Annotated in this window: 13 protein-coding genes; 9 read left to right on the top strand and 4 right to left on the bottom strand. The window is 73.3% G+C overall.

From position 1 onward, the window contains the following. The first annotated feature begins 98 nt into the window (after nucleotides 1–98). From F7P10_RS37945 to F7P10_RS37935, 3 genes are read left to right on the top strand one after another with little or no spacing between them, the layout of a single operon-like run. The gene (locus F7P10_RS37945) at nucleotides 99–1,115 is read left to right on the top strand and encodes an iron ABC transporter permease (RefSeq protein WP_151018558.1); all 1,017 of its coding nucleotides are present in this window, start codon (nucleotides 99–101) and stop codon (nucleotides 1,113–1,115) included. Then, complete coding sequence (locus F7P10_RS37940) at nucleotides 1,112–1,882, top strand: ABC transporter ATP-binding protein (protein ID WP_151016846.1); 771 nt, start codon at nucleotides 1,112–1,114, stop codon at nucleotides 1,880–1,882. Before F7P10_RS37945 ends, F7P10_RS37940 begins: the two co-directional genes overlap by 4 nt. Beyond that, on the top strand, nucleotides 1,879–2,598 hold the full coding sequence (locus F7P10_RS37935; protein WP_254716233.1) for an adenosylcobinamide amidohydrolase: 720 nt from the start codon (nucleotides 1,879–1,881) through the stop codon (nucleotides 2,596–2,598). The genes F7P10_RS37940 and F7P10_RS37935 overlap by 4 nt, the downstream gene beginning before the upstream one ends. On the opposite strand, the gene F7P10_RS37930 is transcribed toward F7P10_RS37935, so the two are convergent. Further along, nucleotides 2,595–3,218, bottom strand: a complete 624-nt coding sequence (locus F7P10_RS37930; protein ID WP_151016845.1) for a TetR/AcrR family transcriptional regulator — start codon at nucleotides 3,216–3,218, stop codon at nucleotides 2,595–2,597. The genes F7P10_RS37935 and F7P10_RS37930 overlap by 4 nt on opposite strands. Before the next feature lie 74 nt (nucleotides 3,219–3,292). On the opposite strand from F7P10_RS37930, the gene F7P10_RS37925 reads away from it, so the two are divergent. The 4 genes from F7P10_RS37925 to F7P10_RS37910 are packed head-to-tail and all read left to right on the top strand — an operon-like array spanning nucleotide 3,293 to nucleotide 8,924. After that, nucleotides 3,293–4,906: a carboxyl transferase domain-containing protein gene (locus tag F7P10_RS37925; RefSeq protein WP_151016844.1), complete on the top strand. Its 1,614-nt coding sequence runs from the start codon at nucleotides 3,293–3,295 to the stop codon at nucleotides 4,904–4,906. Nucleotides 4,907–4,912: 6 nt separating this feature from the next. Next, nucleotides 4,913–6,847 carry a biotin carboxylase N-terminal domain-containing protein gene (locus F7P10_RS37920; RefSeq protein WP_151016843.1) on the top strand — a complete coding sequence of 645 codons (1,935 nt, stop codon included), beginning with the start codon at nucleotides 4,913–4,915 and terminating at the stop codon, nucleotides 6,845–6,847. Nucleotides 6,848–6,849: 2 nt separating this feature from the next. After that, on the top strand, nucleotides 6,850–7,776 hold the full coding sequence (locus F7P10_RS37915) for a hydroxymethylglutaryl-CoA lyase (protein ID WP_151016842.1): 927 nt from the start codon (nucleotides 6,850–6,852) through the stop codon (nucleotides 7,774–7,776). After that, entirely contained in the window at nucleotides 7,776–8,924 is a 1,149-nt protein-coding gene (locus F7P10_RS37910; protein ID WP_151016841.1) for an acyl-CoA dehydrogenase family protein, read from the top strand. Before F7P10_RS37915 ends, F7P10_RS37910 begins: the two co-directional genes overlap by 1 nt. 40 nt (nucleotides 8,925–8,964) lie before the next feature. Here F7P10_RS37910 and F7P10_RS37905 read toward each other — a convergent pair whose 3' ends face one another. Beyond that, nucleotides 8,965–9,942 carry a YafY family protein gene (locus F7P10_RS37905; RefSeq protein WP_151016840.1) on the bottom strand — a complete coding sequence of 326 codons (978 nt, stop codon included), beginning with the start codon at nucleotides 9,940–9,942 and terminating at the stop codon, nucleotides 8,965–8,967. Between the two features lie 96 nt (nucleotides 9,943–10,038). Between F7P10_RS37905 and F7P10_RS37900 the strand changes: the two genes are divergently transcribed. Beyond that, nucleotides 10,039–10,608 (top strand): DinB family protein, encoded by a 570-nt coding sequence (locus tag F7P10_RS37900; protein WP_151016839.1) that lies wholly within the window; start codon nucleotides 10,039–10,041, stop codon nucleotides 10,606–10,608. Nucleotides 10,609–10,933: 325 nt separating this feature from the next. Next, nucleotides 10,934–12,481, top strand: a complete 1,548-nt coding sequence (locus F7P10_RS37895) for a DHA2 family efflux MFS transporter permease subunit (protein WP_151016838.1) — start codon at nucleotides 10,934–10,936, stop codon at nucleotides 12,479–12,481. A 61-nt stretch (nucleotides 12,482–12,542) separates the two neighbouring features. Here the strand turns inward: F7P10_RS37895 and F7P10_RS37890 are convergent, their stop codons facing one another. Both F7P10_RS37890 and F7P10_RS37885 read right to left on the bottom strand, forming a co-directional pair. After that, nucleotides 12,543–14,072: an acyl-CoA synthetase gene (locus F7P10_RS37890; RefSeq protein ID WP_151016837.1), complete on the bottom strand. Its 1,530-nt coding sequence runs from the start codon at nucleotides 14,070–14,072 to the stop codon at nucleotides 12,543–12,545. A gap of 46 nt (nucleotides 14,073–14,118) precedes the next feature. After that, a complete protein-coding gene (locus F7P10_RS37885; RefSeq protein ID WP_151016836.1) occupies nucleotides 14,119–14,367 on the bottom strand; it encodes a DUF397 domain-containing protein in 249 nt (82 codons plus the stop codon). Between the last annotated feature and the right edge of the window lie 156 nt (nucleotides 14,368–14,523).

Below are 14,523 nucleotides of genomic sequence, written 5' to 3'. Positions count from 1 at the left end.
GGCGTCCGGCCGTGAAGGCCCGACTCCCGCGGCGGCCCGGCGCCGGGACCTCCGCCGTGCTCCGGACGGGACCGGACGCCCGTCCCGTCCAGGCGCGGCTGCGGCCCGTCCCGCTCGCGGCGGCCGCCGGTGTCCTGGTCGCCGTCCTGCTGGCGGGCCTGTTCGCGGGCGCCGCGGACCTGCCGTCGCGCGGCGTGCCTGCGGCGCTCGCCGACCGGCTGCCGTTCGTCCGCCTCGACTCCGGCCTGTCGGTGATCGAGGAGAACGTGCTGTTCGAGCTGCGCCTCCCCCGCGTGCTGCTGGCGGCGCTGGTCGGCGGCATGCTCGCCATGGCCGGCGCCGGGTACCAGGGCGTGTTCCGCAACCCGCTCGCCGACCCGTACCTGCTGGGCGCCGCCTCGGGGGCGGGCGTCGGGGCCACGCTGGTGATCGTCCTGCTGCACGGCGACCTGGGGTACGGGGTGCCGCTGGCCGCCTTCGCCGGGGCGCTGCTCGGGGTCTTCCTGGCCTACGTCCTGGGCCGGACGGCGGGCATGGCGGGCGGCGCGGCGACGCTCGTCCTGTCCGGGGTGGCGGTGTCGTCGTTCCTCGCCGCCGTGCAGACGTTCCTGCAGCAGCTCGGGTCGGAGGAACTGCAGCGGATCTACGCGTGGCTCCTCGGCGGGGTCGGCGGCGCCGACTGGTCGCAGCTCGCGCTCGTCGGCCCGTACGCGCTGGCCTCGACGATCGTGCTGCTCGCGCACGGGCGCCTGCTGGACGTGCTGAGCGTGGGCGACGAGGAGGCCGCGTCGCTCGGGCTGTCGGCGCGGCGGGTCCGGCTCACGGTGCTGGTGGCGGCGTCGCTGGCGACGGCGTGCGCGGTCGCCGTCAGCGGGCTGATCGGTTTCGTCGGGATCGTGGTGCCGCACGTCGTCCGGCGGCTGGCGGGCGGCTCGTACCGGGTGGTGCTGCCGCTGTCGCTGCTCGGCGGCGCCGCGTTCCTGGCGCTCGCGGACCTGGTCGCGCGGACCGTCATCGCCCCCGGCGAGCTGCCGCTCGGCGTGGTGACGGCGTTCGTCGGCGGGCCGTTCTTCGTCGCGGTGCTGCGCGCGAGCCGCAGGCAGGTGGAGACGTGACGGTCGAGGTGCGCGGGCTCGGCGTGGAGCTGGGCGGACGGCCGGTCCTCACCGGCGTGTCGCTGGACGTGCCCGCGGGGTCGTGGACGGCCGTGATCGGGCCGAACGGGGCGGGCAAGTCGACGCTGCTGCGCGCGGCCCTCGGGCTCCTGCCCGCGGAGGGCGAGGTCCGGGTGGCGGGCGAGGATCTTCGTGCGCTCAAGCCTCGACAGCGGGCCCGAGCGGTCGCGTACGCGCCGCAGGCCCCGAACCTTCCGGCCGGGATGACGGTCTTCGACTACACGTTGCTGGGCCGTTCCCCCTACATCCCCCACCTCGGCCGAGAGAGCGCGCGGGACCGCTCCATAGCGGCCGAGGTGCTCGAGCGACTCGACCTTACGCAGCTCGCAGGCCGCCCTTTGGACCACCTGTCCGGCGGCGAACGGCAGCGTGTGGTGCTGGCGCGCGCGCTCGCCCAGCAGACGTCCGTCCTGTTGCTGGACGAACCGACGTCCGCGCTCGACATCGGCCATCAGCAGCAGGTGATGGAGCTCATCGACCGGCTGCGGCTGTCGGACGGGCTGACCGTGGTGACGACAATCCACGACCTGACGCTGGCCGGGCAGTACGCCGACTCCCTCGTCCTGCTGTCGGCCGGCCGGGTCGCGGCGGCCGGGACGCCCCGCGAGGTCCTGACCCGCGACGCGGTCGAGAAGCACTTCGACGCGCGCGTCCACGTCGCCGAGGGCCCCGGCGGGCGGCCCGTCCTCTCCCTGGAGCGCCCGTGAGCACCGCGTCCCCGATCCTGGAATCGGCGTTCCGGACGGAGGAGGGCACCCGTCTCGCCTCGACGGTGTGGCGCGCGGGCGACGGCTGGCGCGCCGTCTCGTCGGCTCTGGTCGGCGGCGGGATCGGACCGGTCCGCTGGGTGCTGAACGCGCAGGTCCCGGGCGGCTACGCGCGCACCGACCCGGTCGCGCACCTGGCCGAACTCGCCTCCTCGCACGGGCTGGACGGTCCGGGCGTCGGGATGCTGACGGCCGCCGCCGTCGACCGGACGGTCCGGGGCGCGGACGGCGGTGTCGGGGCGGCGGCGACCGTGGGGCTGCGGGTCCCGACGTGGGCGGCGGCGCCGGACGGGGCGCCGGATCCGGAGCTGGCGCCGATGCTGCTCGACCGGCCTCCGCGCCCCCGCCCCGCGTGGCATCCGGGAACGATCAACATTCTCGCCGTGATCCCGGTGCCACTGACGGACGCGGCGCTGGTCAACGCGGTGATCACGGTCACGGAGGCGAAGACGCAGGCCCTGCTGGAGGCGGGATATCCCTGCACGGGCACCGCCTCGGACGCCGTGTGCGTCGCCGTCCCGGAGTCGGGGCCGGAGCCTCCCGAGCCGTTCGCGGGACCGCGCTCGCCGTGGGGCTCGCGGCTCGCCCGCGCCGTCCACGCGGCCGTGCACGCGGGGGCCGTCGGCTACACGGCCCTGCTGGCGGGGCGAGACTAGTCCCGTGCCGCTTCCCGCGCGGCGCCGTCGAGGGCGGCGCGGGCCATGGCGTGCAGGAGGTCGCCCATCGCGCCGCGGTCGAGGCCCGCGGCGCTGCGCGGCGTGGAGTTGAGCAGCCCGAAGCAGGCGTGGACGGCCGCGCGGGCGCGGTCGTCGGGCAGCGCGGGCGTCCGGCGGCGCAGCACGGTGACCCACTCCTCGACGTACGAGCGCTGCAGCCGGCGGACGCGGTGCCGCTGCTCCTCGGGGACGTTGTCGAGTTCGCGCTGGTGCACGGTGATCAACGCGGGATTGTCCAGCGAGAACGCGATGTGCCAGCGGAGGAGGGCGTCCAGTGCGCGCGACGGGTCGGGGCCGGCGGCGCGGCGGGCGCCCTCGGCGAGCAGGCGCTCGCTGATGTCCAGCAGCATCTCGGCGAGGACGGCCTCCTTGCCGCGGAAGTGCCGGTAGAGCGCGGGACCGGTGAGCCCGACGGCGCGGCCGACGTCGCCGATGGACGTGCCGTGGTAGCCGCGGCGCGCGAACAGTTCGGCGGCGGCCGCGAGGATCTCCGCCCGGCGCGGGTTCGGCGGCGCGGGGTCGGGCGCGCCCGGGGCCGTCTCGGCGGGTGGGGAGGCCATGCGGCAAGTGTAGACGAACGCTGTTAATGAGCATTAACATCGAGTTGTTAATGCTCGTTAACAGGGAAGGCACCATGACCGGACCCGAGATCGGCACGCGCGCCGACGTCGCGGGCGAGGCGTTCAAGGCCAACGCCGCGCACAACGAACGGCTGGTCGCGCGGCTGCGCGAGCGCGTGGACCGGGCCGGGCGCGGCGGCCCCGAGCGGGCCCGCGAACGGCACGTCGCGCGCGGCAAGCTGCTCCCCCGCGACCGGGTCGACACGCTGCTCGACCCCGGTTCGCCGTTCCTGGAGCTGTCCCCGCTGGCGGCCGACGGCATGTACGACGGTGAGGCGCCGGGCGCCGGGATCATCACGGGGATCGGCCGCGTCTCCGGGCGCGAGTGCGTGATCGTCGCCAACGACGCCACCGTGAAGGGCGGCACGTACTACCCCGTCACGGTCAAGAAGCACCTGCGGGCGCAAGAGGTGGCGCTGCACAACCGCCTTCCCTGCGTCTACCTGGTCGACTCCGGCGGCGCGTTCCTGCCCCGCCAGGACGAGGTGTTCCCCGACCGCGAGCATTTCGGGCGGATCTTCTTCAACCAGGCGACGATGTCGGAACGCGGCATCCCGCAGATCGCGGCCGTCATGGGCTCGTGCACGGCGGGCGGCGCGTACGTGCCCGCGATGAGCGACGAGGCCGTGATCGTCTGCGGCCAGGGCACGATCTTCCTGGGCGGCCCGCCGCTGGTGAAGGCCGCGACGGGCGAGGTCGTCACCGCCGAGGAGCTGGGCGGCGGCGAGCTGCACTCCCGCACGTCCGGAGTCACCGACCACCTCGCCGAGGACGACGCCCACGCGCTGCGGATCGTCCGCGACATCGCCCGGACGCTCGGGCCGCGCGAGCCCCGCCCCTGGGACGTCGCACCGTCCGAGGAACCGGCCGCCGACCCGTCCGAACTGTACGGAGTCGTCCCGCCGGACGCCCGCACCCCCTACGACGTCCGCGAGGTCATCGCGCGCATCGTGGACGGCAGCCGCTTCCAGGAGTTCAAGCGGGAGTACGGGACGACGCTCGTCACCGGCTTCGCGCGCGTGCACGGGCATCCGGTCGGGATCGTCGCCAACAACGGCATCCTGTTCGGGGAGTCGGCGCAGAAGGGCGCGCACTTCATCGAGCTGTGCGACCGCCGCAGCGTCCCGCTGGTGTTCCTGCAGAACATCACCGGGTTCATGGTGGGCCGCGAGTACGAGGCGGGCGGCATCGCCAAGCACGGCGCCAAGATGGTGACGGCCGTGGCGTGCGCGCGCGTCCCCAAGTTCACGATCGTGATCGGCGGCTCGTTCGGCGCGGGCAACTACGCGATGTGCGGCCGGGCCTACTCCCCCAGGTTCCTGTGGATGTGGCCGAACGCCCGCATCTCGGTCATGGGCGGTGAGCAGGCCGCGAGCGTCCTGGCGACCGTCCGCCGCGACCAGTTGGAGGCGCGCGGCGAGGACTGGCCCGCCGCGGACGAGGAAGGGTTCAAGGCGCCGATCCGCGAGCAGTACGAGGACCAGGGGAATCCGTACTACTCCACGGCGCGGCTGTGGGACGACGGGGTGATCGACCCGCGCGACACCCGGCGGGTTCTGGGGCTCGGGCTGTCGGTCGCGGCGAACGCACCGCTGGAGCCGGTCGGCTACGGCGTCTTCCGGATGTGAGGTCTGATGTTCGACAGCGTCCTGGTCGCCAACCGGGGTGAGATCGCCGTCCGCGTGTTCCGCACGCTGCGGCGCCTCGGGGTGCGGTCGGTGGCCGTCCACACGGGCGCCGACGCCGGGTCCCGGCACGTGCGCGAGGCGGACGAGGCACTGCTCGTCCCGTCCTACCTCGACATCGAGGCGGTGATCGGCGCGGCCCGCGCGGCGGGCGCGAGGGCCGTCCATCCGGGGTACGGGTTCCTGGCGGAGAACACCGCGTTCGCGCGCGCCTGCGGCGAGGCGGGCCTGGTGTTCATCGGCCCGCCCGCCGAGGCCATCGAGGCGATGGGCGACAAGATCCGCGCGAAGCGGACCGTCGCCGCCGCCGGGGTCCCGGTCGTCCCCGGACGGGACGAGGCGGGCCTGTCCGACGGCGAGCTGCGGGACGCGGCGCTCGAGGTGGGCCTGCCGGTGCTGCTCAAGCCGTCGGCGGGCGGCGGCGGCAAGGGCATGCGCCTGGTGCGCGACGCGGCGGAACTGCCGGACGCGATCGCGTCCGCGCGGCGCGAGGCGCGCGGCTCGTTCGGCGACGACACGATCCTCGTCGAGCGGTTCGTCGAGAACCCCCGGCACATCGAGATCCAGGTGTTCGCCGACGCCCACGGCAACGCCGTCCATCTGGGCGAGCGCGAGTGCAGCCTGCAGCGGCGGCACCAGAAGATCGTCGAGGAGGCGCCGTCGCCGCTGCCGGACGCGGCGGCCCGCGAGCGGATGGGCGCCGCCGCCGTCGCCGCGGCGCAGGCCGTCGGGTACACCGGCGCCGGGACGGTCGAGTACATCGTGTCGGCCGACCGCCCGGCCGAGTTCTTCTTCATGGAGATGAACACCCGGCTCCAGGTCGAACACCCCGTGACCGAGCTGGTGACGGGGCTCGACCTCGTCGAGCTCCAGCTCCGCGTCGCGGCCGGGGATCGGCTGCCGTTCGCGCAGGGCGACGTCCGGCTGGACGGGCACGCGGTCGAGGCACGCGTCTACGCCGAGGATCCGGCCCGCGGCTTCCTGCCGACCGGCGGCCGCGTCCTCGCCCTGGACGAACCGGACGTGCGGGTCGACTCCGGGCTCGACACCGGCACCGAGATCGGCGGTTCCTACGACCCGATGCTGGCGAAGGTGATCGTCCACGGCGCGGACCGGGCCGAGGCGCTGCACCGCCTCGACCGGGCGCTCGCCGGGTACACGCTTCTCGGCGTCCCCACGAACGTCGCGTTCCTGCGCGCGCTGCTGCGGCACCCGGACGTCGCGTCCGGCGACATGGACACCGGCCTGGTCGAGCGCGCCCTCGACGGCCTGGTGGGCGATGGATCCGTCCCGCCCGAGGCGCTCGCCGCCGCCGCCCTGGAGCGGATGCACGCCCTCGAACGCTCGGCGGGCGACCCGTGGGAGATCCCGGACGGCTGGCGCCCCGGCGCGCACGCCTGGACGCGCTGGATCATCACGCCGGCGGGCGGCGAGCCCGTCGAGGTCCGGGTGCAGGGCCGCGCGTCGGCCGCGCGGGTCCGCGTCGGCGACGGCGAGCCCGTCGAGGCGTCCCTGCGCGGCACGACCCTCACCTACGCCGGACGGACGATCACGTTCGCCGCCGCCCGCGACGGCGACACGCTGTGGCTCGGCCGCGAGGGGCGCGCGTGGGCGCTCGGCGAGCACGTCGCCGCCGAGGGCGGCGCGGCGGCCGCCGGAGCCGGGGACGGGGTGCTGCGCAGCCCGATGCCCGGGACCGTCCTGGCCGTCAAGGCGGCCGAGGGCGACCGCGTCGCGGCGGGCCAGGCGCTCGTGGTCGTCGAGGCGATGAAGATGGAGCACACCGTCACCGCGCCCCTCGCGGGCGTCGTGGCGCGGCTGCCGGTCCGCGCCGGCGCCCAGGTCGCCCTGGACGCGGTACTGGCCGTGATCGAAGGGGAATGACGATGCGCACACCGCTGCCGGGCCTGCCCGAACGGGTCTCGATCTACGAGGTCGGGCCACGGGACGGCCTGCAGAACGAGAAGGCGATCGTGCCCGCGTCCGTCAAGGCCGAGTTCGTCACCCGGCTCGCGGACGCGGGGCTGCGCACGATCGAGACGACCAGCTTCGTCCACCCCAAGTGGGTGCCGCAGCTCGCCGACGCCGAGGAGCTGCTCGACGTCCTGCCCCGCTCGCCCGACCTGCGCTACCCAGTCCTCGTCCCGAACGAGCGAGGACTGGACCGGGCGCTCGCCAACGGCGTTACCGAGGTCGCCGTGTTCGGGAGCGCCACCGAGTCGTTCGCCCAACGGAATCTGAACCGGAGCGTAGACGAGTCCATCGAGATGTTCGCTCCCGTCGTCGAGCGGGCGCGCGCGCAGGGCCTGTGGGTGCGGGCCTACGTGTCGATGGCGTTCGGCGACCCGTGGGAGGGCGACGTCCCGATCGAGCAGGTCGTGTCGGTCGCGGAGCGGCTGATGGAGCTCGGCTGCTCGCAGCTCAGCATCGGCGACACCATCGGCGTCGGCACCGCCGGGCACGTGACCGCGCTGATCGAGGCGATGGGCGCCGCCGGGATCGGCACCGACCGGCTCGCCGTCCACTTCCACGACACCTACGGGCAGGCCCTCGCCAACACGCTCGCCGCGCTGCGCGCCGGCATCACGGTCGTGGACGCGTCCACGGGCGGCATCGGCGGCTGCCCGTACGCCGAGAGCGCCACCGGCAACCTCGCCACCGAGGACCTGGTGTGGATGCTGGACGGCCTCGGCGTCGACACCGGCGTCGACCTCGGCAAGCTCGTCGAGACCAGCCGGTGGATGGCGGAACGGCTCGGCCGCCCGAGCCCGTCCCGCGTCGTGCAGGCCCTGTCCCCCGGATCGGAGCAGTGATGATCGACTTCAATCTGAGCGACGAGCAGGAGGAGCTGCGGAGCACGGTCGAGCGGTTCGCCCGCGAGTCCGTCGCCCCGGTGATCGGCGACCTCTACGAGCGCGGCGAGTTCCCGTACGAGATCGTCGCCGCGATGGGCAAGATGGGGCTGTTCGGGCTGCCGTTCCCCGAGGAGCACGGCGGCATGGGCGGCGACTACTTCGCGCTCTGCCTCGCCCTCGAGGAACTCGCGCGCGTCGACTCGTCCGTGGCGATCACCCTGGAGGCCGGGGTCTCGCTGGGCGCCATGCCGATCTACAGGTTCGGTTCGGACGCCCAGAAGGCCCGGTGGCTCCCGCGGCTGATCTCCGGCGAGCGGCTCGCCGCGTTCGGGCTGACCGAACCGGGCGGCGGCTCGGACGTCCCGGGCGGCATGCGCACCACGGCCCGGCTCGACGGCGACTCCTGGGTGATCAACGGCTCGAAGTCGTTCATCACGAACTCCGGCACGGACATCACCGAGTTCGTCACGGTCACGGCCTTCACCGGCGAGAACGAGATCTCCACGGTCATCGTCCCGAACGGCACGCCGGGCTTCACGGTCGGGCGCAAGTACTCGAAGGTCGGCTGGTCGGCGTCCGACACCCGCGAGCTGTCCTTCGACGACGTCCGCGTCCCCGCCGAGAACCTCGTCGGGGAGCGCGGCCGGGGCTACGCGCAGTTCCTCCGCATCCTGGACGAGGGCCGCATCGCCATCGCGGCGCTGTCGGTCGGGCTCGCGCAGGGCTGCGTGGACGAGTGCCTGCGCTACGTCCGCGAGCGCGAGGCGTTCGGCCGGGAGATCGGCCGGTACCAGGCGATCCAGTTCAAGATCGCCGACATGGAGACGCGCGCGCACACCGCCCGCCTCGCCTACTACGCGGCCGCCGCCCGGCTGCTGGCGGGCGAGCCGTTCAAGAAGGAGGCGGCGATCGCCAAGCTCGTCGCGTCGAACGCCGCGATGGACAACGCCCGCGAGGCCACGCAGATCTTCGGCGGCTACGGCTTCATGAACGAGTACGCCGTGGGCCGCTTCTACCGCGACGCGAAGATCCTCGAGGTCGGCGAGGGCACGTCCGAGGTCCAGCGCATGCTCATCGCCCGCGCTCTCGGCCTGCCGCCGTCCTAGCCTCCGGCCCGGCCGGGGCCGGCCGGGGCCGGCCGAACCGCTAAGCCCGGCCGAACCGGGCCGCCCACTCGTGGACCCGCTCGCGCAGCTCGGGCGGGTCCACGACGTGGAAGTCGGCGCCGACGACGCCGAGCGCCATCGCCGCCCAGTCCAGCGAGTCGGCGGTGATGCGCACCCGGCAGCGCCGGTCGTCGATCTCCTCGGCCGTGCTCCACCGCCCGATCCGCACGCGCACGAGCTCGGCGGGCGCCTCGACGAGCACCTCGACCGCGTGCGGCCGGGGCAGCTCGTCCAGTCCTGCGCGGACGAACTCGGCCGCGTCCGCCGCGGGCAGTTCGCGGGGACGGAACCGGGCGCCCGTCCCCCGCGGCCCGCCGATCCGGTCGACGCGGAAGCTGCGCCAATCCTGCCGGTCGAGGTCGTAGGCGACCAGGTACCAGCGGCGGCCCAGGCACACCAGCCGGTGCGGCTCGACGTGCCGGTCGGTGCGGCGACCACCGGCGGCCGTGTGGGCGAAGCGGAGCCGCTCGGCGTCCCGGCAGGCCAGCGCGGCCTCCGTGAGCACCCCCGGGTCGATGAGGGTCCCGGCCCCGCCGCCCCACCCCGCGGGCACGGTCATCGCGCGCAGCGCCTCGACCCGGCGCCGCAGCCGCACCGGCATCACCTGCACGACCTTGGCCAGCACCCGCACCGACGACTCGGCGATGCCGTCCACCGCACCCTCCGTCCCGCCCCGCGCCCCGCCCTGCGCGGCCGCCTGCAACCCGACGGCCAGGGCGACCGCCTCGTCGTCGTCGATCACCAGCGGCGGCAGCGCGGTGCCCGGCGCGAGCTGGTAGCCGCCGTCGGCGCCGCGCCGCGCCTCGACCGGATAGCCCAGCTCGCGCAGCCGGTCGACGTCCCGGCGCAGCGTCCGCCGCGAGACCCCCAGCCGCTCGGCCAGCTCCCCGCCCGGCCAGTACCGGTGGCTCTGCAGCAGGGACAGCAGGCGCAGGGTCCGCGTGCTCGTGTTCGCCATGGCCATATCCTGGCGCATATAGGTCAGAAAGTGGCCGTTGAGGCTCCTAGCGTTGTCCCTGTCAGAACGGAGAGATCCAGGGAAGGCGGGAAACCCATGACCGAGACCGTGAGCCAGACCGTGAGCCAGACCGTGAACCAGCCCGTGAACGCGCCCGTCACCGGGGAGCGCGCCGACCTGCTGGCGGCGCTGGGCAAGCAGCGGCACTTCCTGCGCCTCACCGTCCGCGACCTCACCGACGACCAGGCTCGGCGGCGGACCACCGTCAGCGAGTTGTGCCTCGGCGGCCTGATCAAGCACGTCTCGGCGACCGAGCGCACCTGGGCGGACTTCATCGTGGAGGGCCCGTCCGCGATGGGCGACTTCGACGCCATGACCGAGGAGGACCTCGCCCGCTACTCCGACGGGTTCCGGCTGCTCCCGGAGGAGACCCTCGCCGGCGTCCTCGCCGAGTACGACGAGGTGGCCCGGCGGACCGACGGCCTGGTCGCCTCGCTCCCCGACCTGGACGCCGCGCAGCCGCTCCCCGAGGCCCCGTGGTTCGAGCCCGGCGCGTCCTGGACCGCCCGCCGGGTTCTCCTGCACCTCATCGCAGAGACCGCCCAGCACAGCGGCCACGCCGACATCATCCGCGAGTCCCTGGACGGCGCGAAGAGCATGGGCTGACGGGAGCCGCCCGCGCGCCCCGGGACCTCTCGGGGCGCGCAGCGCGGGGGCCGCCCGGGGCGGGCCGCCGGGATGGCGCGGGGACCCATGTCGGGTCCGTCACATTCGGTTGACCTCGAGCGCTGTCGAGGTCTGCCGCCGGACGGCGGGGAGCAGCGCGGACCCGGGCAGATTGTCGGACCCGGCCGGAATACTCGCGAGACCGGACGGGTTTAACCGTTCGCGAAAGTGTCAGTCTCTGCAGTATTTTGCTGCGGTATCCCCCTTGTACCGTTCCCCGGCTCCTGCGTGCCCGCGTGCGCGGGCCCCGACGATTGGAAGTAAGTTGACCGCTCCCGCGTCTCCCAAGGCGGCGGACGGCCCGCTGGAGGCACCGGACTCCGGAGGCCTCGACCGCGGCGTGTTCGCGGTGGCCGGTGTCGTGGTGCTCGGCGCGATCATGTCCATCCTGGACGTGACCGTCGTCAACGTCGCACTGAACGCGCTCACCGCGGAGTTCAACACCTCGCTCGCCACCATGCAGTGGGTCGCGACGGGGTACACCCTGGCACTGGCCACCGTGATCCCGATCACGGGATGGGCCTGCGCGAGGTTCGGCACCAAGCGCCTCTACATGACGTCGATCGCGCTGTTCGTGATCGGCTCGATGCTGGCCGGCGCGGCGTGGTCGGCGGAGTCGCTGATCGCGTTCCGGGTCCTGCAGGGGCTCGGCGGCGGCATGATCATGCCCGCGGGCATGACGATCCTGACCCAGGCGGCGGGCCCGCAGCGGGTCGGCCAGGTGATGAGCGTGGTCGGCATCCCGATGCTGCTCGGCCCGATCACCGGCCCGATCCTCGGCGGCTGGCTCGTCGACGACGTGTCGTGGCGCTGGATCTTCTTCATCAACCTGCCCATCGGGATCATCTCGCTGTTCCTGGCGGCGCGGATCCTCAAGCCCGACACCCCGAAGCCGACCGAGAAGCTGGACCTCCTCGGGCTGCTGCTGCTCTCCCCCGGTCTCGCGCTGCTCATCTACGGCCTGGCCAAGGGCGGCGAGCTGCAGGACTTCCTCGCCCCCGAGGCGGTCTGGTTCACGGTGGCCGGCGCCGCGCTCGTCCTCGGGTTCGTGGCGCGGGCGCTGACCGCGGCCACCCCGCTGATCGACCTGCGGCTGCTCAAGCGCCGGTCGGTGGCCGCCGCGTCGGGAACGATGGTGCTGTTCATCACCGCGTTCATGGGCGCGATGCTGCTGATGCCCCTCTACTTCCAGGTGGTGCGCGGCGAGAGCGCTCTGGCGTCGGGTCTGCTGCTGGCCCCGCAGGGCCTCGGCGCGATGGTCACGATGCCGATCGGCGGCCGGCTCACCGACAAGATCGGCCCCGGCCGGGTCGTGCTCGGCGGTCTCTTCGTGGTGGTCCTGGCGGTGGCGGGCTTCACCTGGATCCTCCAGGAGGACACGTCCTACTGGGCCCTCGGCGGCGTCCTGTTCGTCATGGGGACCGGCATGGGCATGACGATGATGCCGACCATGGCCGCGGCCATCCAGCCGCTCGTGCACGACGAGGTGCCGCGCGCCAGCACGATGCTGAACATCATCCAGCAGGTGTCGACCTCCGTCGGCACCGCGATGATGTCGGTGCTGCTCGCCCGGCAGCTCGCCGACAAGCTGCCCGCGATGCCCGGCGAGGGCGGCGGCGAGGCCGGGATGGCCGCGATGGCGGAGATTCCGCCCGACATGCTGGCGCGGATCGCCGGCCCGCTGGCCGACGCGTGGCAGAGCACCTACTGGATCGCCGCGGGGCTGCTGCTCCTGGCCTTCCTGCCGGCGCTCGTACTGCCGCGCAGGAAGCCGGAGAAGCCGATGGGCGACGCGCCGATGCCGATGCACTGATCGCCGGACGGCCGCGAGCCCCGGTCCGGGACCGACGTCCCGGACCGGGGCTCGTCCCGTCTCAGGACGCCGCCGCGTCCTTCCAGTACTCATCCTTCAGCAGCCGCTTGTAGAGCTTGCCCGTGGGGTGCCGGGGCAGTTCGGCGCGGAAGTCGACGGAGCGCGGGCACTTGTAGTGCGCGAGCCGGTCGCGGCAGTAGGCGATGAGCTCGGCCTCCAGCTCGGGGCCCGCGTCGTCCATGGCGAGGGGCTGGACGACCGCCTTGACGGCCTCCCCCATCTCCGGGTCGGGAACGCCGAGGACGGCGACGTCCGCGACCTTCGGATGGACGGCGAGGACGTTCTCGGCCTCCTGCGGGTAGATGTTCACGCCACCACTGATGATCATGTAGGCGCGGCGGTCGGTGAGGTAGATGAACCCGTCCTCGTCGACGTATCCGACGTCGCCGAGCGTGCTCCAGCCGCGCCCCTTCGGGTCGCGGGACGCCTCGGTCTTGCCCTCGTCGCCGTGGTACTCGAACGTGGGCCCCTCGCCGAAGTAGAGGGTTCCGGGGGTGCCGGGAGGGACCTCCTCGCCGTCCTCGTCGCACACGTGGACCTGCCCGAGGACGGCGCGTCCCACGGTCCCCTTGTGGGTCAGCCAGTCCTCGGAGTTCGTGTACACGAAGCAGTTGCCCTCCGTGCCCGCGTAGTACTCGTGGAGGATGGGCCCCCACCAGTCGATCATCCGCTCCTTGACCGGGACGGGGCAGGGCGCCGCGGCGTGCACGGCGGCGCGGAGGCTCGACACGTCGTACCGGGCACGGGTCTCCTCGGGGAGTTTCAGCATCCGGATGAACATGGTCGGCACCCACTGGCTGTGCGTGACGCCGTACTTCTCGATGGCGGCGAGGGCCTGTTCCGCGTCGAACTTCTCCATCACCACGATGGTGGCGCCGAAGCGCTGGAAGGTGAGGCAGTAACGCAGCGGGGCGGCGTGGTAGAGGGGTGCCGGGGACAGGTACACAGAGTCGCCGTCGGGCTGGAACAGCAGCGAGATGAGCTGGGTCAGGGGGCCGGGCGTGCCCATGGGGTCCTTGCTGAGGGCGGGTTTCACCCCCTTGGGCCGGCCGGTGGTGCCGGACGAGTAGAGCATGTCGACGCCCTCGCACTCGCCCTCGATGGACGTGGCGGGGTGCGCGGCGACGCGCTCCTCGTAGGACTCGTAGCCGGGGGCCGTGCCGCCGAGCATGAGGCGCAGCGGCACGTCCGGCGGGTCCTGCGCGACGGCCGGGATCGACGCGTCCGCGATGAACACCTTGGCCTCGCAGTTGCCCACGATGTAGGCGACCTCGTCGGGCCCGAGCCGTGAGCTCACGGCCGTGTAGTAGAGCCCGGACCGTTGCGCGGCCCAGGCGATGGCCAGATAGAGCGGGTGGTTCTCGAGCATGAACGCGATGTGGTCCCCCGGGCGCAGCCCCTCCGCGTGGAGCAGCTGCGCGAGCCGGTTGGACTCCTCGTTCAGTTCCCGGTACGTGACGGTGCGGCCCGAGCCCGCCATGATCACGGCGGGCTTGTCGGGTGACTGTGCGGCGATCTGCCCCAGATGCATAACCGCACGTTAGCGGCCCGCATCCGCGAATGGAATGGGATTCGGTTCATTCGGCCGCACAGACGAGCATGTGGTCGAAATCACCGTCCTTGGCCCCGCCGACGAACGCCTCCACCTCCTCGCGCGTGTAGACGAGGACGACCCCCTCTGGGTCCCGCGAGTTGCGCACGGCGATGTCCCCGCTGGGGAGTTCGGCCATCTCGACGCAGTTGCCGCTCGGATTGCTCCGCCGGCTCTTCTGCCAGACGAGTCCGCTGCGGCTCCCGCCGCCGGGCGGCATCTGGTGGCCGTTCATCTTTGCCCCCTCCAGGCGTGTCCGCCTCCCCGCAGGGAGGCCGCGATCTCGCCCCACCCCACACCATGGTACGAGATGCACGTGCATTCGGTCTTGCATTCGTTCTTGCACCCGTTCGTGCAGACGGCCTTGCATCTGCACGGCTTGGGGAGCAAG

The organism is Actinomadura sp. WMMB 499 (assembly GCF_008824145.1).
In the GTDB taxonomy this organism is placed as follows: domain Bacteria; phylum Actinomycetota; class Actinomycetes; order Streptosporangiales; family Streptosporangiaceae; genus Spirillospora.
Note: the sequence above shows the minus strand (reverse complement) of the source record. Positions and strands in the feature narration are given on the sequence as shown.

Excerpts from the sequence above, each read along its gene's own strand:
- F7P10_RS37930 (WP_151016845.1), bottom strand. The coding sequence starts at position 3,218 with ATGGCCTCCCCACCCGCCGAGACGGCCCCGGGCGCGCCCGACCCCGCG.
- F7P10_RS37915 (WP_151016842.1), top strand. The coding sequence starts at position 6,850 with ATGCGCACACCGCTGCCGGGCCTGCCCGAACGGGTCTCGATCTACGAG.
- F7P10_RS37905 (WP_151016840.1), bottom strand. The coding sequence starts at position 9,942 with ATGGCGAACACGAGCACGCGGACCCTGCGCCTGCTGTCCCTGCTGCAG.
- F7P10_RS37910 (WP_151016841.1), top strand. The coding sequence starts at position 7,776 with ATGATCGACTTCAATCTGAGCGACGAGCAGGAGGAGCTGCGGAGCACG.
- F7P10_RS37890 (WP_151016837.1), bottom strand. The coding sequence starts at position 14,072 with ATGCATCTGGGGCAGATCGCCGCACAGTCACCCGACAAGCCCGCCGTG.
- F7P10_RS37925 (WP_151016844.1), top strand. The coding sequence starts at position 3,293 with ATGACCGGACCCGAGATCGGCACGCGCGCCGACGTCGCGGGCGAGGCG.
- F7P10_RS37920 (WP_151016843.1), top strand. The coding sequence starts at position 4,913 with ATGTTCGACAGCGTCCTGGTCGCCAACCGGGGTGAGATCGCCGTCCGC.
- F7P10_RS37900 (WP_151016839.1), top strand. The coding sequence starts at position 10,039 with ATGACCGAGACCGTGAGCCAGACCGTGAGCCAGACCGTGAACCAGCCC.
- F7P10_RS37885 (WP_151016836.1), bottom strand. The coding sequence starts at position 14,367 with ATGAACGGCCACCAGATGCCGCCCGGCGGCGGGAGCCGCAGCGGACTC.